This is a genomic window from Pseudomonas sp. RIT-PI-o, from assembly GCF_001297215.1.
GTDB classification, from domain to species: Bacteria; Pseudomonadota; Gammaproteobacteria; order Pseudomonadales; family Pseudomonadaceae; genus Aquipseudomonas; species Aquipseudomonas moraviensis_A.
This window is the reverse complement of sequence record NZ_LHPA01000004.1, coordinates 83,839-103,727: the sequence shown is the minus strand read 5'-3', so window position 1 is coordinate 103,727 and position 19,889 is coordinate 83,839. Positions and strand designations below refer to the sequence as shown.

Below are 19,889 nucleotides of genomic sequence, written 5' to 3'. Positions count from 1 at the left end.
TATTTCTACACGGTGCCCCAGCGAATGTTCAGACCGTTATCGATCTTTATCGGCACGCGCTATACCCGCGCCAAGCGCCGCAATCGCTTTGTTTCATTCATTTCGATGACCTCGATGATCGGCCTCGCCCTCGGCGTGCTGGCGATGATCGTGGTGCTGTCGGTGATGAACGGTTTTCAGCGCGAAATGAGCTCGCGCATCCTCGGCATGGTGCCCCACGCGACCATCGTCGGCGTCAAGCCGATCGACGACTGGCAACCGGTGGCCGCCGCCGCGATGAAAAATCCCGAAGTGACCGCCGCCGTGCCGTTCACCGAAATGGAAGGCATGCTTTCGTACAAGGGTTCGATGCAGCCGATCCAGATCAGCGGCGTCGACCCGGCCCAGGAAGGCAAGGTGTCGATCGTTGCTCAGCACATCGTCCAAGGGCGTCTTGATGCTCTGAAACCGGGCGAATTTGGCGTGGTGATCGGTGAAATCACCGCGCGGCGTTTCCGCCTGAACGTCGGTGACAAGATCACCCTGATCGTTCCGGAAGTCAGCACCGCGCCGGGAGGCATTACTCCGCGCATGCAGCGCCTGAATGTGGTTGGCGTGTTCAAGGTCGGTGCCGAGCTGGACGGTTCGATGGGCCTGATCCATGTCGCCGATGCGGCGACCATGCAGCATTGGCAGCCGAATCAGGTGCAGAGCGTGCGCCTTGCAGTCAAGGATCTGTACGCCGCGCCGAAGGTGTCTGCGGACATTGCCGGTGGCCTTGGCGCCGACTTCAAGGCTGACGACTGGACCCACACCCAGGGCAGCCTGTTCAGCGCGATGAAAATGGAAAAAACCATGATCGGCCTGCTGTTGCTGATGATCGTCGCGGTGGCAGCGTTCAACATCATCGCGACGCTGATCATGGTGGTGAACGACAAGGGCGCCGACATCGCGATCCTGCGCACCATCGGCGCCACACCGCGGCAGATCATGGCGATCTTCATGGTGCAGGGCACGGTGATCGGCATTGTCGGCACCATCATCGGTGGCGTGCTGGGCGTTATCGCCGCGCTCAATGTCAGCGAACTGGTCGGCTGGGTCGAGCGCGTGACCGGGCAGCACATCTTCAGTTCGGACGTGTATTTCGTCAGCAACCTGCCTTCGGAACTGCAGGGCGGCGACGTGCTGTTGATCTGCTCGGCGGGCTTCGTTCTGAGCTTTCTGGCGACGGTGTATCCGGCGTGGCGGGCGGCGAAGATCGAACCGGCGCATGCGCTGAGATATTCGTAACCTTTAGACCGCTTTCGCGAGCAGGCTCACTCCTACAATTGGAATGCGTTCCCTCTGTAGGAGTGAGCCTGCTCGCGATAGGGCCGGTACTGCTGGCCTCATTCTTCCGTTGGCAATTCGATCACAAACCGCGTCCAGCCCGCTTCAGATTCGCAATGAATCGTCCCGCCATGCGCACGGACGATCGACTGGGTAATTGCCAGCCCCAACCCCGCATGCTCACTGCTGCCTTCCTGCCGCGCCGGATCCGCTCTATAGAACCGGTCAAACAGACGTGGCAACACCTGCGCTGAAATCCCCTCACCACTGTTCTCGACGCAAACGCGTACAGCCTGCGGCTGCTCGACAATGCTCAGCCGAACATCACCTTCAGCCGGGGTAAAGCGCAGCGCGTTATCCAGCAGATTCGACAAGGCCCGGCGCAACATGCCGCGATCACCCTCGATACGCGCCGCCCCCTCACGACTCAGGTTAACGCGAGCGTCTTCGGCCAATGGCGCAAAAAACTCCAGCAACATGTCAGCCTCGTCCGCCAGTTCCAGCGGTTCGCGCTTGGGCATCAGCAGGCCGTGATCGGCCTTCGCGAGGTAGAGCATGTCGTTGACCAGTTGCGCCATCCATTGCAGCTCTTCGAGGTTGCTGTGCAGCGCTTCGCGGTAATCCTCCAGTGCCCGCGGACGGGTGAGGGTGACCTGGGTGTGGGTGAGCAGGTTCGACAGTGGCGTGCGCAGTTCATGGGCGATGTCGGCGGAGAACGCCGAGAGGCGCTGAAACGAGTCGTCGAGGCGTGCGAGCATGGCGTTGAAGCTGTGGGCCATTTCCGCAAGCTCTGGCGGCATTTTCTCTTCAGGCAGTCGGGCATTCAGCGATTGCGCAGAAATCCCACGGGCCACCGCGCTTATCCGCCGCAACGGGCGCAGTCCGCTGCGCGCGGCCCAGGCACCGAGCAACGCCGTGGCTAGCGCTGAGAGGCCGACGGTCAGCCAGATCAGATGCTGCATGCGCGCAAGGAAATGCTGGTGATGGGTGATGTCCAGCAGCAGCGTCAGTTGCGGCGAATCCGTTGAGTCCGGGTAGAGCGGGGCGCGGAGTACACGGTAGTCGGTGCCGTCATGGCTGATGGTCGACAGGCCAGTTTGCAGCGGCAGATTCTTGGGGATCTGCACCGAGCTGTCGTACCAGTGCTGACCGTCGCCGCTGGTGATGCGCAACGACAGATCGGCCTGGCGGCTCAACTCATCGGCCAGCCGCGCTTCGCGCTGGGCAGGCTGGAGATCCTGCAAGGCGCGGCGCAGGCCGATCAGCTTAGCCTCCAGTTGTTGCTGATCGAGCTCGATGAAGTGCGCCTCGCTGGCGCGGTCGAACAGTACCCCGGCGAACAGCGAGACCACCGCGGTGCAGGCGGCAAACAACAGGGCGAGGCGCGTGCTCAGGGATAAGTGACGCATCACAGCGCACGCTCTTCGAGCACGTAACCCATGCCGCGCACGGTGTGGATCAGTTTGTTGGGGAAGTCGTCGTCGATCTTCAGGCGCAAGCGGCGGATCGCCACTTCGATGACGTTGGTGTCGCTGTCAAAATTCATGTCCCAGACCTGTGAAGCGATCAGCGACTTCGGCAGGACCTCACCCTGGCGGCGCAGGAGCATTTCCAGCAGGGCGAATTCCTTGGCGGTCAGGTCGATGCGTTGGCCGCTGCGTTCGACCCGGCGGCGGATCAGATCCAGGCGCAGATCGGCCAGTTGCAGGCTGGTTTCCTGGGCGATCGCGCTGCCGCGCCGCAACAGGCTGCGCACCCGGGCGAGCAGTTCGGAGAAGGCGAATGGCTTGACCAGATAATCGTCAGCACCCAGTTCGAGGCCGTGAACCCTGTCGTCCACGGCGTCCTTGGCCGTCAGAAAAAGTACCGGCGTGTCGAGGCCGGCGCTGCGCACCGCTTGCAGAATCTGCCAGCCATTGCGTCCGGGCAGCATCACATCGAGGATCAGCAGCGCGTACTCGCCGCTCAAGGCCAATTGCTGGCCGCTGATGCCGTCTGCCACCAGCTCGGTATTGAACCCGGCCTCGGTCAGGCCTTGGCGCAGGTATTGCCCGGTTTTGGCTTGGTCTTCAACGATCAACAGTTTCATGGGCGACTCGGACGGGATGGTATTTAGAAGGGCGAGGGCGTTATACCGTGAGATCCGGCGATAAGCGCCAAGCTGACAAAGTTGTAATCTGTCTGTCAGGTCGGTGCCAGCCCAGGGTGGTTAGAGTTTCCCACAGGCTGAACCTTCTCTTGCTGGAGCGTGACCATGTTTTTTCGCACACCTCTTACAGTAGCGGCTTGTCTGCTGGCATTGACTTCGTCAGCCTGGGCGACACCGGCGCACACCTACGCTTTCGGCCAGCCGGCAGCGGTCAGCCAGGCCACGCGCAGTATCGAAATCGTCATGGGCGACATGAACTTCGATCCGAAAACCATACAGGTCAAGGCGGGTGAGACGGTTCGCTTTGTGCTGGTGAATAAAGGCCAGTTGCTGCACGAATTCAACTTGGGTGACGCGGCGATGCATGCCAGTCACCAGCAGGAAATGTTACAGATGCAGCAGAGCGGCATGCTCACGCCGACGGGGATAAAAGAAATGTCCCACGACATGGCGGGCATGGATCACGCGGCGATGGGCCACGGAATGAAACACGACGACCCCAACAGTGTATTGGTCGAACCGGGTAAATCCGCGGAGTTGACCTGGACCTTCAGCAAGGCCACGGCGCTTGAGTTCGCCTGCAATATTCCGGGGCATTACCAGGCGGGCATGGTCGGCAACCTGACAGTCAGTCAGTAAGCACTCAAAGGCGCGGGCAAAGGCTGGTAGAATCCGCTGATTCTTCAGTCAGGTTTCCGCCATGCATCCCGCAGCCGAACATTCGCCGCTGGGCAAATCCAGCGAATACATCGCCACCTACACGCCGTCCCTGCTGTTCCCGATTCCGCGCACCGCGAAATGGGCAGAGCTGGGCCTGAGCGCCGAAACCCTGCCGTATAGAGGCGTAGATTTCTGGAACTGCTTCGAGCTGTCGTGGCTGCTGCCGTCGGGCAAACCGGTGGTGGCGATCGCTGAATTCAGCATCCCGGCGGACTCGCCGAACATCATCGAATCGAAGTCGTTCAAGCTGTACCTCAACTCGCTGAACCAGACGCCGTTCGCCGACGTCGCCACGCTGGAGGCGACGCTGGTCAAGGATCTGTCCGCCGCCGCCGGCAAACCGGTGGGCGTGCGGGTTCGCAGTTTGAAGGACGTTGAGGCTGAAGGCGTCGTGGCACTGCCGGGCGTGTGCATCGACGATCTGGATATCCGTGTCAGCAACTACGAACATCCGCGCCCGGAATTGCTGCGTTGCGACGATTCGCGAATCGTTGAAGAGAGCGTGCACAGCCATCTGCTCAAATCCAACTGCCCGGTGACCAGCCAGCCGGACTGGGGCAGCGTGGTGGTGGAATATCGCGGCGCGGCGCTGGATCACGCCAGCCTGCTGGAATACATCGTCAGCTTCCGCCAGCACTCGGATTTCCATGAACAGTGTGTGGAGCGGATTTTTCTTGATCTGCAGCGGTTGCTGAAGCCGCAGAAGCTCACTGTATTCGCGCGATATGTTCGGCGCGGCGGGTTGGATATCAACCCGTATCGCAGCACTGAAGAGGTGCAACTGCCGAACCATCGTCTGGTGCGTCAGTAACTGCAGGAGTGAGCCTGCTCGCGATAGCTGACTGACATTCAACGTTGATCTCGAATGGTCCACCGCTATCGCGAGCAGGCTCACTCCTACAGGAGATTGCGTTTCAAATTGTGGAAATGAAAAAGCCCTGCCATCGCTGGCAGGGCTTTTTTGTGCGGCGTGGCGTCAGATGCCCATGCTGCCCAGCGCGTTGACGATGTTGCGCAGGGTGCCGGCGATAGCTGGATGTTCAAGCTCGAAGCGATCCACTGCCAGGTTCACACCATCGGCAATGCTCGCGTCCTGGGTGGCAGTTTCCAGCTGGATTTCCGATTCGATCTGCACCATTAACGCACGCAGATCTTCACGCTCGACTTCCGACAGCGGTGGATTCTGTTCCAGCTGCTCGCGCAGGGTATCGAGCTGTTTTTGCAGTTCTTGGGCGGGCATGGTGGTTTCCTTTTATCAATAGGCACTGGCATTGACCGCAGCCGCGCGCCAAAGGTCTATGGCTGACCTTTAGATTAATCCACCCTCGGTGAACCTGCATGACGTTCGTCAGGGCTTTTCGCCTTTGGCGCGGCGCGAGCAGATGTCGGCAAGACAGGCATCCAGTTCGCCGAGATGATCGATCACTGAGTGCACGCCAAGGCTGAACAACTGCACGGTCGCCTTGCCGCGCAACTGTTCGCGTTCCGCTTGCGAGAGCGCCTGCCATTCGCTCGGGCTCAGGCCGCACAACGAGCCGCAGGACGCCAGGCCAATTGTCCACAGTCCGGCATTCAGGCCGGCCTGCAAAAGGCGCGGCTCACCGCTGACCAGCAGGCAGCCATCGAGGCGGTCGATGTTCAGATCCATCAATGCTTGCCAACACGCATTGGGTGCCGGCCATGGATTCATTGTTGCTGAATGTTGCGTCGGCTTGATCCAGGTTGGCAGCGAAGCGGCCAGTGAATGAGCGAGGGCGGGGGGCAATTCGTCGAGCCAGGCACAGGGTATCCGCTGACGCTGCAAGCTTCTCAGGCTTTCGAGCGCGCCCGGGGTGGCTTCGGCGTGTTCCGGCCCGGGGGTGAGCTGTTGCGCGGCGCGGGAACCGAAATCCACCAGGCAACCGCTCAGGCCGAACAGTACGGCAGTCAGACTGGGCGCGGCGACGGGCAAGGTTTCGGCGTGAGTCATGGCAACGTCCCTGAAATAACGCTCAAGGCTATGGCGCGCGGGTGACAGTTGCATGACAGCCCTGTGAAAGACGACGTAGGAAACTTCCTGCATATCCTTGCCTGCCAGACTGCCCAAATCGCCGTTTACGCTTATACTAGCGGCCTTAATGCCTGGGCCCCGAGGTCCGCGCCAGTATCAAATCCAAGGAGTTTTTCTATGCGCTGGAGCCCTTCGCTCGCTCAGCTAAGTGTATGTGCCAGCCTGTTGCTGGCGCCGTTCGCCACTCAGGCGGCCACGGAAGAAGACCCTTGGGAAAGCGTCAACCGGCCGATATTCCGGTTCAACGACTTCGTTGACACCTACGCGCTGAAGCCATTGGCGCAGGGTTATGAGTTCGTCACCCCGCAGTTCGTTGAAGACGGCATCCACAACATGTTCCGCAACGTCGGTGACGTCACCAACCTGGCGAACAATATTCTCCAGGCCAAACCGGCTGCAGCGGGCGTTGATACCGCCCGACTGATTTTCAACACCACCTTCGGTCTGCTCGGCTTCTTCGACGTCGGCACCCAGATGGGCCTGAACCGCAGCGACGAAGACTTCGGTCAGACCCTCGGTTACTGGGGCGTGGGCAGCGGCCCGTACGTGATGCTGCCGCTGATGGGCCCGAGCACCCTGCGTGACGCACCGTCGAAATACGTCGACAGCTACACCGGGATGTACCGCTACATCGATCATGTGCCGACGCGTAACTCGATCTTCGGCCTCAACATCGTCGACACCCGTGCCAGCCTGCTGTCGAGTGAGAAGCTGATCAGCGGCGACAAGTACACCTTCATCCGCAACGCTTACCTGCAGAACCGCGAGTTCAAGGTGAAGGACGGACAAGTCGAAGACGATTTCTGATTCGACCGATGCCTAAAAGGCGACCCTCGGGTCGCCTTTTTTGTCTGCGCCAGAGCATCGCCATCGACTGCCGCTACCTTCCATCGGGTTACGGTTGGAGCGGTTCTTATAACTCCCGGTGATTTGACAAACAAAGTCGTCAAGCGACAATCGGCGCATGCTTGAAACGCTCTGCGGATGGGAGTACCGTCTGCGCCTTAGAAGGGCACCTCTGTTTAAAACCGCGCGCCAGGCGAATGCTTGAAAGCGCTGCAGCAGAGAGGCTAGAAAGCGAATCCAGTAGTCTGCGCAGGGCCGTTGCCCCGCTCACTACGCCAACCTAATTCTGGCGCCGTTTGCCCACATGCCAAAAACCAGTGCCACGCTGCTGATAATCGATGATGACGAGGTAGTGCGCGCGAGCCTCGCGGCCTATCTGGAAGACAGTGGTTTCAGCGTCCTGCAGGCCGGCAACGGTCAACAGGGTCTTCAGGTATTCGAGCAAGACGAGCCCGATCTGGTGATCTGCGATCTGCGCATGCCGCAGATGGGCGGTCTCGAACTGATTCGTCAGGTCACCGAGCGCTCGCCGCAAACGCCGGTGATCGTGGTCTCGGGTGCCGGGGTGATGAACGACGCGGTCGAGGCCCTGCGCCTCGGCGCGGCAGATTACCTGATCAAGCCTCTCGAAGATCTGGCTGTGCTCGAGCACTCTGTGCGCCGGGCCCTGGATCGTGCGCGGCTGCTACTGGAAAACCAGCGTTACCGCGAGAAGCTGGAAAAGGCCAACCGCGAGCTCGAAGCCAGCCTGAACCTGCTCCAGGAAGACCAGAATGCCGGTCGCCAGGTGCAGATGAACATGCTGCCGGACAGCCCGTGGAGCATCGACGAATTCAACTTTGCCCACCAGATCATCCCGTCGTTGTACCTGTCGGGTGATTTTGTCGACTATTTCCGCGTCGACGAGCGTCGGGTCGCGTTCTACCTGGCGGATGTTTCCGGGCATGGCGCGTCATCAGCCTTCGTCACTGTGCTGTTGAAGTTCATGACCACGCGTCTGCTCTTCGAATCGAAACGCAGCGGTACCTTGCCGGAGTTCAAGCCTTCGGAAGTGCTCGGTCATATCAACCGGGGGCTGATCAGTTGTAAGCTGGGTAAACACGTCACAATGGTCGGTGGAGTCATCGACGAGGAGACCGGTTTGTTGACCTATAGCATCGGCGGCCATCTGCCGTTGCCTGTGTTGTACACGCCTGACAGTGTTCGTTATCTCGAAGGTCGTGGTCTGCCGGTGGGGCTGTTCAATGAAGCCACCTACGAAGACCACGTGCTTGAGCTGCCGCCGACGTTCAGCCTGACGCTGATGTCTGATGGCATTCTGGACCTTTTGCCGGAAGCAACGCTCAAAGAAAAAGAGGCTGCTTTGCCCGAACGGGTGAAGTCAGCGGGCGGCAGCCTGGATGGTCTGCGGCAAGTGTTTGGTTTGGCCACGCTAGGGGAGATGCCGGATGATATCGCCCTGTTGGTGTTGAGCAGGAATCTTCAATGAGTACCGGTAGAATCCAGTTCGCCGAGCAGGACGGCACCTTCGTCCTGAAGTTCGTCGGTGAAGTTCGCCTGACCCTGTGTTCGGCGTTGGATGCGACTATTGAGAAAATCTTCACCGCGCTGAACTTCAACGCGATCGTGATCGATTTGACCGAAACCCGCAGCATCGACAGCACCACCCTCGGCCTGCTGGCCAAACTGTCGATCCTGTCGCGGCAGAAGGTCGGTCTGTTGCCGACGGTTGTCACCACCCACGAAGACATCACCCGGCTATTGCAGTCGATGGGCTTCGAGCAGGTGTTCAACATCGTCAACCACCCGGTGCCGTGCCCGGAGTGCCTGGACGACCTGCCGGATCAGGATCAGTCGGAAGAGGTGGTGCGCATCAAAGTGCTGGAAGCGCACAAGATTCTCATGGGCCTGAACGATTCCAATCGTGAGGCGTTTCATGATCTGGTGAATGCCCTCGAAAGACACTGATGGCCTGTGGCGAGGGAGCAAGCTCCCTCGCCACAGGTGACGGGCTGACAGCGAATTGCGTGTACACAAAAAAGGGCGAACCCTCTCAGGTTCGCCCTTTTTGCATTCTACAAACTCAAATCACAGCTTGGCCTGCAGCAACGCTTCCAGCTTCTCCTGGTCGCGTGCGAACTGACGGATGCCTTCAGCCAGTTTCTCGGTGGCCATCGCGTCTTCGTTGGACAACCAGCGGAATTGCGCTTCGTTGAGGCTCAGACGCGCTTCCCCGGCGTTGCCCGGTGCCAGTTTGCGTTCCAGCTTGCCGGTGTCGGCGGCGAGTTTTTCCAGCAGTTCCGGGCTGATGGTCAGGCGATCGCAGCCGGCCAGTTGCTCGATCTGGTTGATGTTGCGGAAGCTCGCGCCCATGACCACGGTCTTGTAATCATTGGCCTTGTAGTAGTTGTAGATGCGCGTCACCGACTGCACGCCCGGATCATCGGCACCGGTGTAGTCGTTACCGTTGGCCTTCTTGTACCAGTCGTAGATGCGGCCCACGAACGGCGAAATCAGGAAGACACCGGCGTCGGCGCACGCGGCGGCCTGGGCGAAGGAGAACAGCAGGGTCAGGTTGGTCTGGATGCCTTCTTTCTCGAGGATCTCGGCGGCGCGGATACCTTCCCAGGTCGAGGCGATCTTGATCAGCACGCGGTCGCGGCCGACGCCAGCCTTGTCGTACAGCTCGATCAGGCGGTGTGCACGCTTGAGGATCGCGTCCTGGTCGAAGGACAGGCGTGCATCCACTTCAGTGGAAATGCGGCCCGGAACCACGTTGAGGATTTCCTTGCCCACTGCGACGCCGAAACGGTCGCTGGCCAGGCCGACATCGCCCTTGCAGTCGCGGACGCAATCGTTCAGCAGTTCGGCGTAACCGTGAATCGCCGAGGCCTTGAGCAGCAGGGAAGGGTTGGTGGTGGCGTCGACCGGTTTGACCCGGGCGATCGCTTCGAAGTCGCCGGTGTCGGCAACCACGGTGGTGAACTGTTTGAGTTGTTCCAGCTTGGAAGTCATGGGCGTGCTCTATCCTATGGGTCTGAAGACATTACCCGAGCGCTGACGGGCACTCAAGGGTGCATTCGTGGATCGATGGCCCCTGCGGCAACAACCTGAAAACGATTGTTTGAAAGGCGGGGCGCGGTGTCGATGAATACGATGCCAAAACAGCCCACAGGTTCAAAGCAACCGACCTGTGAACAGACCGGTTGCCCAAGCCCTACTCAGCGTTCAACAAACCTTCCACGGACAAGCGTGCCGGTTTTGGCTGACCGTCGGAAGTGAGAAAGCCGAAGTTCTTCTCGCGATCATTGCTGCCTGAATCACTGTTGCGCCATTCATAGATAGATGTCAGCGGGATATTCAGACGTTTAACGTCAGCGATAAACGCGTTGATCCTGGTCGCCTGCCCCTCAGGCCCGCCGTTGGAGGCGAGGGCGGAAACTCCCCACTCACTGATGACCCCCGGCAGATTGAAGTTCTGCTGGATAAACGTCTGCGCGTTGCTGATCTGCGTAGCGGTCATTCCGTAAGGGTGATAGGACACCGCGTTGAGGCATTTGGGGTAATCGCTGACGATGCTTTTCAGCGCCACCGTTGAGGCAGAACCGGCGCTTGGCGGCCGGGCGAAGCCGAAACCGACGCGCGGTGTCGTCTGCGGCTGGCCTTCGAAGGCCTTGCACATACCTGCCATGAACGGCACGAACGTGGTGTCGAAATTGCGGGTTGGCCAGTAGGTTTCCAGATCCGGCTCGTTCCATATTTCGATCGCGACCAATTGCGAACTCCAGGATTTTTCCAGCCCGGTCACGGCGGTGGCAAACGTAGCACCGGCTGCGTTCAGTTCAGCGGGCGAAGTCGCGGGCAAAGCCTTGATTGCGCGCACGGTCAGCAACACCGGCAGCCCGGCGGAAGCAGCGGCGGCGAAGGCGTCGCTGACCTGTTTCTGATAAGCCTTGGCGGTGAGGCTGTCGCTCCACACGCCGAAGCGCACAAAGCTGAAACCTGCTGCTTTGATCTGCGCGGCATCGGCAGCGGTAAAACTCTGGATCTTCACCTGAACGCCGATGGTTTTCGCTGGAAGGTTGGGGAACAGCTCACTGGCATGAACCTGACTCGTGGCACCGATTGCCATCAGGACGAGGGCGGCGAGTTTATTGCGCTGTGCTGATTTCATGTCTGCTCTCCTGAAGAGAATGACAACTACGAATATTTATCCCGTTACTCAATTTCCGATAACGATGATGGCACTAAGTGCGTGAATGTTATTTTTTGTCAGGAAAACAGCAACTGAAAATCACAGTTATTTTTAGTCCGCTAATTGTGGTTGGGGCGGCTTAAAACGCTGTGGTACTTAATGTTCCTGTACTAACAGGGCGAAGCTATTTCTGAGTGCAGGAAAGTCGTGGGGGTTCATTAACTTTCACGGCATGTTGGCTGTTTGATATTACACAGGAAAGCAAGACTTGTTCAAAAAGATCCTCGTTGTCTGCGTGGGCAATATATGCCGAAGTCCGACGGCTGAACTGCTGCTGCGCAACGCGCTGGGCCCGTCCGCCATCACGGTGTCCTCCGCCGGCCTGTCCGCCCGCGTGGGCGAGGGCGTCGAAGCCTCGGCGCGGCAGGTTCTCGAAGAACACGGGCACTGCGCCGAGGCTTTCAAGGCGCGGCAACTGACTTCGGACATCGTCAATGACTCGGATCTGATCCTGGTCATGGAAAAGGCCCACGTCAATCAAGTGCTGAAGATTGCCTCGCACGCCAGAGGCAAAGTGTTTCTGCTCGGCAAATGGCAGAGCGAGCGCGAAATACATGACCCGTATCGTCAAGGCAAAGCCGCTTTTATTCATGCCCACGCATTGATTGAAGATGCTGTTAGTTCATGGGCAAAGCGTCTCGGGCATTGATGAATATTCTTCAGAACAGTGAATGGTAAGAACAGACTTATGCAGTTACCGTCCGTAATCGGCTCCCGCGACAATGATCAAGACAGTATTGATCTGCTCGGCATCTTTGGCAGCCTGATCGACCAGAAGTGGCTGATCGGCGCGCTGACCGGTGCCTTCATGGTCACTGGCGTCGCCTATGCGGTGCTGGCGACGCCGGTGTATCTGGCGAACGCGCTGGTGCAGGTCGAACCGAAAAAGAACGACATGCTCGGTTTCTCCGACCTCAACAGCATGCTCGGTGGGCAATCGCCATCGGTGACCGAAATCGGCATCATCAAATCCCGCGCGGTGATCGGCAAAACCGTTGATGACCTGCGCCTGGATATCGACGTCACTCCCAACACGTTTCCGTTGATCGGCGGCTTTCTTTCGCGGCGCTATCGCGGCGAAAGCGAGACCAGCGTCGCGCCGCCGCGCTTCGGTCTGAGCAGTTATGCCTGGGGCGGTGAGCGTCTGGAGTTCACACGACTGGAATTGCCGAAAGACCTGCTCGGCAAGAAACTCACCCTGATCGCCGGCGAGCAACAGCGCTTCCAGTTGTTCGATGAGAACGACAATCTGCTCGCCGAAGGTGTGGCCGGTGAAGCGTTTGCCAACGACGGTGTAGAAGGGCAGATCGCGCAACTGGCGGCCAACCCCGGTACGCGTTTTCAAGTGGTGCGCAATCCACGGATCGTGACCATTCAGGGCTATCAGGACGCACTGGATATTTCCGAGCAAGGCAAGGAGTCGGGGATCATTCGTCTGGCGCTGGCCAGCTCCGACGCTGGCGAAGCGGTGAAGATTCTCAACAAGATCGCCTCGCTCTACGTCGAGCAAAACGTGCGCCGCACCTCGGCGGAGGCCGCGCAAAGCCTGGCGTTCCTGCAGAGTCAGTTGCCGCAGGTCAAACGCGATCTGGCCAAGGCCAGCGACGCCTTGAATGCCTATCAGACCCATGGCAAGACCGTGAATATCTCGCTGGAAACCCAGTCGGTGCTGGGCCAGTCGGTGGCGCTGGAAACGCGCATTTCCGAACTGAAAATGCAGCAGGCCGAGCTCGATCGCAAGTTCACCAAACAGCACCCGGCCTACCGCGCTTTGATGACGCAGATCGGCGAGCTGACCCAGCAGCAGAAATCCCTCGAAGGCAAGGTTCAGGACCTGCCCGCCACCCAGCAGGAATTGCTCAACCTGACCCGCGACGTTGAAGTGGCCTCGCAGATCTACACGCAGTTGCTGAACAAATCCCAGGAACTGGACATCGTCCGCGCCGGGGCCGTTGGCAATGTGCGTTTGATCGACACCGCTGACGTCGACCTGACCAGCCCGATCAAACCGAAGAAACCGCTGATCGTGCTGATCGCGACGTTGCTCGGTGCGTTCGTCGGCGTGGCCCTGGTGTTGCTGCGCAAATCCCTCAGTCGAGGCCTCGAAGGCCCGGAGGGCATCGAGCAGTTGGGCCTGCCGGTTTATGCGTCGATTCCCTACAGTGCCTTGCAGGAGGAAGAGGACAGTAAAAAGGGCCGCGCCCGCGATGGCGTTGATAAACCGGCCTACTTGCTGGCGCTGCGCAATCCGACCGATCTGTCGATCGAATCGATCCGCAGCCTGCGCACGTGCCTGCACTTTGCCGGGCTCGACTCGACCAACAACCGGATCATGATTTCCGGGCCGAGCCCGCAGGTCGGCAAGACTTTTGTCTCGTCCAACCTCGCGGCGGTCATGGCCCTGAGCGGCCAGCGCGTGGTGCTGATCGACGCCGACATGCGCAAAGGGCATCTGCACAAAACCCTCAACACACCGATCAGCAACGGTCTGTCCGACCTGCTGGTCAAGCGCTGCACCCTCGAGCAAGCGATCAACACTGTCGAGATCGACAACCTGCATTTCATCAGCCGGGGACAGGTGCCGCCCAATCCTTCCGAGTTGCTGATGCACGCCAACTTCCGTGAGCTGCTGGCGCAACTCAGCGAGCGCTATGACCTGGTGATCATCGACACGCCGCCCCTGCTGGCGGTGACCGATGCCGCCATCGTCGGTCGTGAGGCCGGCATCAGCCTGATCGTCACCCGCTTCGGCGTGAACCCGGCCAAAGAGATCGAACTGACCATTCGCCGCTTCGCCCAGAACGGCATCGAGTTGAAAGGCGCGGTGTTCAACGGCGTCGAGAAGCGTGCAGCCAGCTATTACGGCGGCACTGGCTATTACAACTACGAATACGCGTCCGACAAATCCTGATGGTTGCCGATTGTTCTTTCCTGTTTGAAGTGGGTGAGCTGTGAAAAAAATACTGCACGTGGCAGAGACGATCAAAGGTGGCGTGGCGACGGTGATCCGCACGATCTCGGCATCGCCCGAAGACGACGCGGCGAATTATCAACTGGTCTATCTGGTCCCCGAGGATCAGGCCAAAGAACTGCACGGCATCGCGCCCCGGCAGGTGCGCACCTTTCCGCGCAGTGGCCGCAACGTGACTTCGCTGCTGCGTTTCGCCTGGCGCTTGAGCCAGGTGCTGCTCAAGGAAAAACCCGACATCGTGCACCTGCACAGCACTTTTTCCGGGGTGATTGGCCGTTGTGTCTGCGTGCTGTTGCGGCCGTGGCGCAAGCCGAAAATCGTCTACTGCCCGCACGCGTTTTCGTTTCTGATGGAAAGCTCGCCGACCAAGCAGAAGATCTACGCGTGGATCGAACGGGTGCTGCAGAAAGTCACCGACGTGATCATCTGCGTCAGCCAGTACGAACTCGACAAAGCTGCGCGCTTCGGCATCGAGCGCAAGCGCATGAAGCTGATCTACAACGGCATTCACCACAAGGACGAGGCGCCGAAGCGTGCTGGCGCCGAGCCGATTCATCTGCTGTTTGTCGGACGCCTGGACTATCAGAAAGGCTTCGACGTGCTGCTCAAGGCCTACGCCAAGGTCAATCGCAACGACCTGAAACTCACCGTGGTCGGCAGTGCGGTCAACGAGGATTCGGTGGAGTGCCCGCCGATGGATTCCGTCGAGTACCTGCCCTGGGTGACCCCGAGCGAAGTGCAGGCGCTGTATCAGAAGGCCGATGCGCTGATCGTGCCGAGTCGCTGGGAAGGCTTCGCCATGGTGCCGCTGGAAGGCATGGCCATGGGGCTGCCGGTGATTGCCAGCAACTGCACCTCGCTGCCGGAACTGGTCACCAATGAAGTGTCCGGCTACGTCTTTCCGTCCGGCGACCACCAGGCGCTGGCCGACGTGTTGACGATCATCCAGAAACCGCGCCTGCTCGACCTCGGCAACGAAGGCCGGAGCATTGTCCGCGAACGCTTCAGCGCCGCATTGATGATCCGCCAGACCTACGACCTGTATCACGCTCCCACTTATTAAGTAGAACTCAAGCTTATGAACGTAACGATTTTGCATGGCTACAGTGCGTCCAACTCCGGTGACGGTCTGCTTGTCGATCTGGCCATTGCTCTGGTGCAGCGTAACTTCGGTGACGACACCGCGATCAATGTCGTGGCGTCCGATCCCGAGTCGTTCAGCTACCTGCCGCACCCGCGTTTCGATGCGCCGGTGATGGCGGCCAAAGGCCTGGGCCGGGTCAAGCAAGCGGTGTTTCTCAATCAGTCCTACGCCGGGCTCGCCGAGCTGCTGAAGAAGACCGATCTGATCGTCGGTGTCGGCGGTGGTTACATGCGTTCGAAGAGCGCGTTCGAGCACATCAAGCTGAAGCTCGGCCACGCCAAGCAACTGGAAACGGCGATCCTCAGCAAGGTGCCGTCGGTGTACCTGCCGCAGAGCATTGGCCCGTTCCATGGCGAGAGCAACAAGATTGTTGAGCATTACGCCAGCGCCGATGCGGTGTTCGTGCGCGACAACCGCTCCTCGGCGATTTTCGACGCTTGCGAAAACGTCTATCGCGCGCCGGACCTAGCGGTGCAATCGCTGGCAGGCAAGATTCTTCAGCAACCGAAATTCACCCGCTGCGCCGCCTCGCCGACGACAGTGTGCGTGGTGCTGCGCAAGCCGCCGGAGTGGAGCAAAGAAAAGAAGGTCGCCTACGTGGCCAACCTGAAACTGCTGCTGCAGCGTCTGAAGAACAAAAGCAAAGTGGTCTGCGCCGTGCAAAGCGCGGTGCGTGGCAACGATGACGGCGCGTTCTACCGCGAGCTGGGCATCAACGAAGACCTGCTCTCGCTGAAGGCAACCATCGCCAAATATCAACCGGACCTGGTGATCTCGGTGCGTCTGCACGGCGCCATCGAATCGCTGCTCTCCGGCGTGCCGGCGTACCACATCAGCTACGAGCGCAAAGGCTTTGGCGCCTATCAGGACATGGGCGTCGAGGACTGGGTGATCAATGGCGGCGACATCGACGTCGATACCATCATCAACACCGTTTACGCACCGAATGCGCTGGCGGATTTCGGCAAGCGTCTGACCGACACCTGCCGCGAGATCGAGGCGAAAACCGTGGCCATGGACGAGATCATCAAGGGTGTCGTTCGATGATATTTCGGCTGTTGCTTCGCGGCGGAGCCTTGGGCGCGAAGTTCTTGCTGGTGTTGGCCATCACCCATTACCTCGGGTACGAGGCGCTGGGTTTTTACGGCGTGGTGGTCGCGGCGTCGCTGATCGCTTCGAAGTTCTACAGCGTCGGCTTCAGTTCCGAGATCAATCGGCTGATCAGCGTCGGCGGCAGTTCGCGGCGGGTGGTCGATAAAGTCCTGCTGCTGTACCTGGCAGTGGGGCTGTTGTTGTCGGTGCTGACCGTGCTGATCTATTCGCTGTTTCAGTCGGTCGAAGCAACCGCCACGTTGGTCCTTTGCGTGACCCTGGTGCTGCTCACCGAGCACCTGTCGTTCGAAATCAATTCCTTTGTGTTCTCCGCACAGAAAGCCACCGTCGGTGCCTTGCTGTTCTTCATCAAGACCGGCCTTTGGGCCATGTTGGCGGTCGGCGGCATGATGCTTGGCTGGGTCGCGGGCATCGCCAGCGTCTTGTGGCTGTGGGTCGCCGCCAACGTGCTGGTGATCATCGCCGGATACCTGATCGTGGTGAACGTGCACAAGGGTCGCGAGGCAGCGGTGCTGGACACCGCGACGGTGTGGAAGGCCGGGTTGCCGTTCTATCTCGGCACCGGTCTGATCGCCCTGAGTCAGTACGCCGAACGCTTTCTGATCATCGATCTGGAACCCTACGCCAGCCTCGGAAAATATGTCTACGCGTGGTCGGCGGCCAACACGTTGCAGGCGTTGTCGTATGCGGTGGTGGCGGTGGTCGGCATCCCGGTGCTGGCCAAGCGTTTTCAGGCGGATCAGCAGGCGTTCACGGTCAGGCAACTGTTCGTGAATAAATGGGTCATGCGCTCGCTGGTGGTCTCCGCGGTTGTGGCCGTGGCGATCTATGTGTTTTTCAACCTGGTGCTCGATTACGTCGCCAGCAGCGTGCCGCGTCCGGATAACGCTCTCCTCGCGGTGCTGATTTTTTCCTTCGCCTTGCGTGCAATCGGCGACATCGTCTGGGGCGGTTTGATTGCCTCGAAGAACAGTCGGGTGTCGCTGGCCAGCGCGGCCCTCTGTCTGCTGATTTCGGTGCCGGTCAGTTATGTGCTGATCAAGCATTACTCAATTTATGGCGCGGCGTGGGGCAACGTCTTTGCCATCGTCGTGCAGCTTGGCGTGATCGCGTTATTGACCCGCGTCACCGGCGCGAAAAAGGCTGCGCTGTCATGGGCCTGAAACTGCCGCGCATCGAATTTCGCGGGCGCAAATTCGATTCGTCGATTTCCTTCCTGATTCTGTTCACCGGGCTGTTCCTGTCAGTGGCGATGCCGCTGCTGGTGCCACGCGACCCGGGGCCGGATGCGATGACCTTGTGGTCGTCCTATGCGCGCGCGGACAACTGCAATTTCTGGAACCCGTTCTCGCCGGATCGTTCGTCCTACGAGTGTTCGGCGTTCCTGCTACGGCCCACCGGGATCAACCTGACCAATGCCTGGGCCTACGGCATGTTCTGCAATTTCTTCCTCACTGCAATTCCGGTGGTGGTGTTTCGACGCATGCCGCTGACCATCTTCGGCACCCTGTGTCTGTGGGGCATCGTGCGTTCGTTCTTCCTCGAGAACCTGACCAAGGAAATCATCGTCTCGGTGGCGGTGTTGAGCATTCTGCTCAGCGCATTGACGCGCAAGTATCGCGGCGGGTTTTTTCTCTCGGCGGTGATTTATGGCGTGCTGATCCGGCCGTACTGGATTCTGTTTTCGCTGTCGTGGGTCGGCGTCTGTGTGATGAAAAAGTACGTGTCGCGCTTCACCTTCTTTCTGATGCTGTTCCTGTTTTATCTGGCGGTGGCCATGGCCATTCAGCTGGCGCTGGGCTTTCCCGTGTCGTCGATTCGCGCGAGCAACAACGAACTGCGCACGGCAGGCGAGGAGGGTTCGAAGTCGCTGATCGTCTCGTGGCTCAGCGGCAGCGACTTCGTCTCCCAGGCGCTGGACTCGATGATCATTTTCTTCCGCCTGTCGTTCCCTGTGGAGCTGATTCTGCTGTCCGGGCCGGGGCAGGTGATCTTCGTCGCGCTGATGATCATGACCGCGCTGCTGCTGTTCAAAGTCATCACGTCGACCGACTACAAGGGCGCGCCGATCCAGACCAAACCCAAGGAGCTGATCGCGATTCCGCTGGCATTTCTGTTGGTGCAAGGCTTGTTCGAGCCGGACTTCGGCTCCTTCGCCCGCCACTTCTCGATGGTCGTGCCGGTGTTGTTCGTCGGCCTGGGCTTGATGCTGCGCGCGAACAAGCCGGCGCAGGTTGAATCACGCATTCTCACTTAAGGCAGGTGCTCTATGTCGAGCAAGAAAAAATCCCTGGAGATCGAAACTTTGCGCGGCCTGGCGTGCCTGCTGCTGGTGCTCTATCACGTCATCGGCCCGCTGGGCGGCGGCTTGAAGATCGACATCGGCTCGCCGTTCCGGGTCATCGCCGACTCGATGGTGTACGTGCGCATGCCGTTGTTCACCTTTATCTCCGGCTACATCTATGCGATCTACAAGATTCGCGGCAATGACTTTTCCGCGTTCTTTACCGGCAAGGTGCGTCGGTTGATCGTGCCGCTGCTGTGCGTCGGCGTGCCGTTCTCGGTGCTGCAAGCGGTGGGGCCGGGGGTGAACAAGGACGTCGGCGTGATCGATGCGCTGTTGTCGTTCTGGGTGCCGATCAACCACTTCTGGTTCCTGCAGGCGGTGTTCATCATTTTCATCTTCGTCGGCTTGCTGGAATGGCGCGGCCTGCTGCGTTCAGCGACGCGGTTGTATGGGTTGTTTGTGTTTGCCGCGGTGTTGTTCCTGCTGCCGCCGTTGCCGCTGGATGCGTTCGGCATCAACGGTGCGATATACCTGCTACCGTTTTTCGTCGCGGGGATGATTGGCCAGGAAAATGTCGATGTTTTAAAGCAGCGTTTCAAGGTGCTCGGGCCGCTGCTGTTTGTGCTGATTTCGCTGACGTTGCTGTATGTCGCGGCGATCGATCGTGAGCTGATTGTCGATCGTCGCAGTGTGATCGGTCTGACGGTGGGGTGTGTGTCTTGCATCGCCTTGCTGTCCAGTGACATGCGCTCGAAAGCGCTGACCTGGCTGGGCGGATATTCCTATGCGATTTTCCTGTTTCATGTGCTGTTCGCGGCGACCTCGCGGTTTGTGCTGGGACGCATGGGCGTGAAAGATGAAAGCTTGCTGGTGCTCGGTGGTTTGAGCAGCGGTTTGCTCGGGCCGGTGTTGTTGGCGATGGTGTTCAGTCGCTTCAACTTCACTTCGGTGTTGTTCCTTGGCGAGCGCGCGGCGAGTAAGAAACCGTTGGCGCCCGTCACCCCCGTGGTACACACGCAATCATCCCTGTAGGAGCTGACGAGTGA

General features: G+C 59.5%; 19 protein-coding genes. 13 read left to right on the top strand and 6 right to left on the bottom strand.

Annotated elements, in window-relative coordinates; translation table 11 throughout:
• Window positions 1-24 precede the first annotated feature (24 nt).
• Window positions 25-1,269 (top strand): lipoprotein-releasing ABC transporter permease subunit, encoded by a 1,245-nt coding sequence (locus tag AEQ63_RS00525; RefSeq protein WP_064361429.1) that lies wholly within the window; start codon window positions 25-27, stop codon window positions 1,267-1,269.
• A 98-nt stretch (window positions 1,270-1,367) separates the two neighbouring features.
• Here AEQ63_RS00525 and AEQ63_RS00520 read toward each other — a convergent pair whose 3' ends face one another.
• Complete coding sequence (locus AEQ63_RS00520; RefSeq protein ID WP_064361428.1) at window positions 1,368-2,717, bottom strand: heavy metal sensor histidine kinase; 1,350 nt, start codon at window positions 2,715-2,717, stop codon at window positions 1,368-1,370.
• The gene (locus tag AEQ63_RS00515) at window positions 2,717-3,397 is read right to left on the bottom strand and encodes a heavy metal response regulator transcription factor (protein WP_064361427.1); all 681 of its coding nucleotides are present in this window, start codon (window positions 3,395-3,397) and stop codon (window positions 2,717-2,719) included. The genes AEQ63_RS00520 and AEQ63_RS00515 overlap by 1 nt, the downstream gene beginning before the upstream one ends.
• Before the next feature lie 165 nt (window positions 3,398-3,562).
• Between AEQ63_RS00515 and copI the strand changes: the two genes are divergently transcribed.
• The gene (gene copI / locus AEQ63_RS00510; protein WP_064361426.1) at window positions 3,563-4,096 is read left to right on the top strand and encodes a copper-resistant cuproprotein CopI; all 534 of its coding nucleotides are present in this window, start codon (window positions 3,563-3,565) and stop codon (window positions 4,094-4,096) included.
• A gap of 61 nt (window positions 4,097-4,157) precedes the next feature.
• Window positions 4,158-4,988: an NADPH-dependent 7-cyano-7-deazaguanine reductase QueF gene (gene queF / locus AEQ63_RS00505; RefSeq protein ID WP_064361425.1), complete on the top strand. Its 831-nt coding sequence runs from the start codon at window positions 4,158-4,160 to the stop codon at window positions 4,986-4,988.
• Between the two features lie 165 nt (window positions 4,989-5,153).
• On the opposite strand, the gene AEQ63_RS00500 is transcribed toward queF, so the two are convergent.
• Window positions 5,154-5,417, bottom strand: coding sequence for a DUF4404 family protein (locus AEQ63_RS00500; protein ID WP_064361424.1), 264 nt, complete (start codon window positions 5,415-5,417; stop codon window positions 5,154-5,156).
• A gap of 108 nt (window positions 5,418-5,525) precedes the next feature.
• Complete coding sequence (locus tag AEQ63_RS00495; RefSeq protein ID WP_064361423.1) at window positions 5,526-6,146, bottom strand: hypothetical protein; 621 nt, start codon at window positions 6,144-6,146, stop codon at window positions 5,526-5,528.
• 198 nt (window positions 6,147-6,344) lie between these two features.
• Between AEQ63_RS00495 and AEQ63_RS00490 the strand changes: the two genes are divergently transcribed.
• The 3 genes from AEQ63_RS00490 (at window position 6,345) to rssC (ending at window position 9,041) form a co-directional block, all read left to right on the top strand.
• On the top strand, window positions 6,345-7,034 hold the full coding sequence (locus tag AEQ63_RS00490; protein WP_042609055.1) for an MlaA family lipoprotein: 690 nt from the start codon (window positions 6,345-6,347) through the stop codon (window positions 7,032-7,034).
• Window positions 7,035-7,377: 343 nt separating this feature from the next.
• Window positions 7,378-8,562 carry a two-component system response regulator RssB gene (gene rssB / locus AEQ63_RS00485; RefSeq protein WP_064361422.1) on the top strand — a complete coding sequence of 395 codons (1,185 nt, stop codon included), beginning with the start codon at window positions 7,378-7,380 and terminating at the stop codon, window positions 8,560-8,562.
• Complete coding sequence (gene rssC / locus AEQ63_RS00480) at window positions 8,559-9,041, top strand: anti-sigma factor antagonist RssC (protein ID WP_003226553.1); 483 nt, start codon at window positions 8,559-8,561, stop codon at window positions 9,039-9,041. The genes rssB and rssC overlap by 4 nt, the downstream gene beginning before the upstream one ends.
• 120 nt (window positions 9,042-9,161) lie before the next feature.
• On the opposite strand, the gene tal is transcribed toward rssC, so the two are convergent.
• Window positions 9,162-10,088, bottom strand: coding sequence for a transaldolase (gene tal, locus AEQ63_RS00475; RefSeq protein WP_041477315.1), 927 nt, complete (start codon window positions 10,086-10,088; stop codon window positions 9,162-9,164).
• A 202-nt stretch (window positions 10,089-10,290) separates the two neighbouring features.
• Window positions 10,291-11,247 carry a cellulase family glycosylhydrolase gene (locus AEQ63_RS00470; protein ID WP_064361421.1) on the bottom strand — a complete coding sequence of 319 codons (957 nt, stop codon included), beginning with the start codon at window positions 11,245-11,247 and terminating at the stop codon, window positions 10,291-10,293.
• 289 nt (window positions 11,248-11,536) lie between these two features.
• Between AEQ63_RS00470 and AEQ63_RS00465 the strand changes: the two genes are divergently transcribed.
• From AEQ63_RS00465 to AEQ63_RS00435, 7 genes are read left to right on the top strand one after another with little or no spacing between them, the layout of a single operon-like run.
• Complete coding sequence (locus tag AEQ63_RS00465) at window positions 11,537-11,977, top strand: low molecular weight protein-tyrosine-phosphatase (protein WP_016775466.1); 441 nt, start codon at window positions 11,537-11,539, stop codon at window positions 11,975-11,977.
• A gap of 39 nt (window positions 11,978-12,016) precedes the next feature.
• Window positions 12,017-14,239: a polysaccharide biosynthesis tyrosine autokinase gene (locus tag AEQ63_RS00460; protein WP_064361420.1), complete on the top strand. Its 2,223-nt coding sequence runs from the start codon at window positions 12,017-12,019 to the stop codon at window positions 14,237-14,239.
• Between the two features lie 40 nt (window positions 14,240-14,279).
• Window positions 14,280-15,362: a glycosyltransferase gene (locus tag AEQ63_RS00455; protein WP_064361419.1), complete on the top strand. Its 1,083-nt coding sequence runs from the start codon at window positions 14,280-14,282 to the stop codon at window positions 15,360-15,362.
• A 15-nt stretch (window positions 15,363-15,377) separates the two neighbouring features.
• Window positions 15,378-16,490, top strand: a complete 1,113-nt coding sequence (locus AEQ63_RS00450) for a polysaccharide pyruvyl transferase family protein (protein WP_064361418.1) — start codon at window positions 15,378-15,380, stop codon at window positions 16,488-16,490.
• Complete coding sequence (locus AEQ63_RS00445) at window positions 16,487-17,719, top strand: phosphoribosylaminoimidazole carboxylase (protein WP_064361417.1); 1,233 nt, start codon at window positions 16,487-16,489, stop codon at window positions 17,717-17,719. Before AEQ63_RS00450 ends, AEQ63_RS00445 begins: the two co-directional genes overlap by 4 nt.
• Window positions 17,710-18,813: a hypothetical protein gene (locus AEQ63_RS00440; RefSeq protein ID WP_024013616.1), complete on the top strand. Its 1,104-nt coding sequence runs from the start codon at window positions 17,710-17,712 to the stop codon at window positions 18,811-18,813. Before AEQ63_RS00445 ends, AEQ63_RS00440 begins: the two co-directional genes overlap by 10 nt.
• A gap of 12 nt (window positions 18,814-18,825) precedes the next feature.
• The gene (locus AEQ63_RS00435; protein ID WP_064361416.1) at window positions 18,826-19,875 is read left to right on the top strand and encodes an acyltransferase family protein; all 1,050 of its coding nucleotides are present in this window, start codon (window positions 18,826-18,828) and stop codon (window positions 19,873-19,875) included.
• The last annotated feature ends 14 nt before the right edge of the window (window positions 19,876-19,889 follow it).

Excerpts from the sequence above, each read along its gene's own strand:
- AEQ63_RS00525 (WP_064361429.1), top strand. The coding sequence starts at position 25 with ATGTTCAGACCGTTATCGATCTTTATCGGCACGCGCTATACCCGCGCC.
- AEQ63_RS00520 (WP_064361428.1), bottom strand. The coding sequence starts at position 2,717 with ATGCGTCACTTATCCCTGAGCACGCGCCTCGCCCTGTTGTTTGCCGCC.
- AEQ63_RS00515 (WP_064361427.1), bottom strand. The coding sequence starts at position 3,397 with ATGAAACTGTTGATCGTTGAAGACCAAGCCAAAACCGGGCAATACCTG.
- copI (WP_064361426.1), top strand. The coding sequence starts at position 3,563 with ATGTTTTTTCGCACACCTCTTACAGTAGCGGCTTGTCTGCTGGCATTG.
- queF (WP_064361425.1), top strand. The coding sequence starts at position 4,158 with ATGCATCCCGCAGCCGAACATTCGCCGCTGGGCAAATCCAGCGAATAC.
- AEQ63_RS00500 (WP_064361424.1), bottom strand. The coding sequence starts at position 5,417 with ATGCCCGCCCAAGAACTGCAAAAACAGCTCGATACCCTGCGCGAGCAG.
- AEQ63_RS00495 (WP_064361423.1), bottom strand. The coding sequence starts at position 6,146 with ATGACTCACGCCGAAACCTTGCCCGTCGCCGCGCCCAGTCTGACTGCC.
- AEQ63_RS00490 (WP_042609055.1), top strand. The coding sequence starts at position 6,345 with ATGCGCTGGAGCCCTTCGCTCGCTCAGCTAAGTGTATGTGCCAGCCTG.
- rssB (WP_064361422.1), top strand. The coding sequence starts at position 7,378 with ATGCCAAAAACCAGTGCCACGCTGCTGATAATCGATGATGACGAGGTA.
- rssC (WP_003226553.1), top strand. The coding sequence starts at position 8,559 with ATGAGTACCGGTAGAATCCAGTTCGCCGAGCAGGACGGCACCTTCGTC.
- tal (WP_041477315.1), bottom strand. The coding sequence starts at position 10,088 with ATGACTTCCAAGCTGGAACAACTCAAACAGTTCACCACCGTGGTTGCC.
- AEQ63_RS00470 (WP_064361421.1), bottom strand. The coding sequence starts at position 11,247 with ATGAAATCAGCACAGCGCAATAAACTCGCCGCCCTCGTCCTGATGGCA.
- AEQ63_RS00460 (WP_064361420.1), top strand. The coding sequence starts at position 12,017 with ATGCAGTTACCGTCCGTAATCGGCTCCCGCGACAATGATCAAGACAGT.
- AEQ63_RS00450 (WP_064361418.1), top strand. The coding sequence starts at position 15,378 with ATGAACGTAACGATTTTGCATGGCTACAGTGCGTCCAACTCCGGTGAC.
- AEQ63_RS00445 (WP_064361417.1), top strand. The coding sequence starts at position 16,487 with ATGATATTTCGGCTGTTGCTTCGCGGCGGAGCCTTGGGCGCGAAGTTC.
- AEQ63_RS00440 (WP_024013616.1), top strand. The coding sequence starts at position 17,710 with ATGGGCCTGAAACTGCCGCGCATCGAATTTCGCGGGCGCAAATTCGAT.
- AEQ63_RS00435 (WP_064361416.1), top strand. The coding sequence starts at position 18,826 with ATGTCGAGCAAGAAAAAATCCCTGGAGATCGAAACTTTGCGCGGCCTG.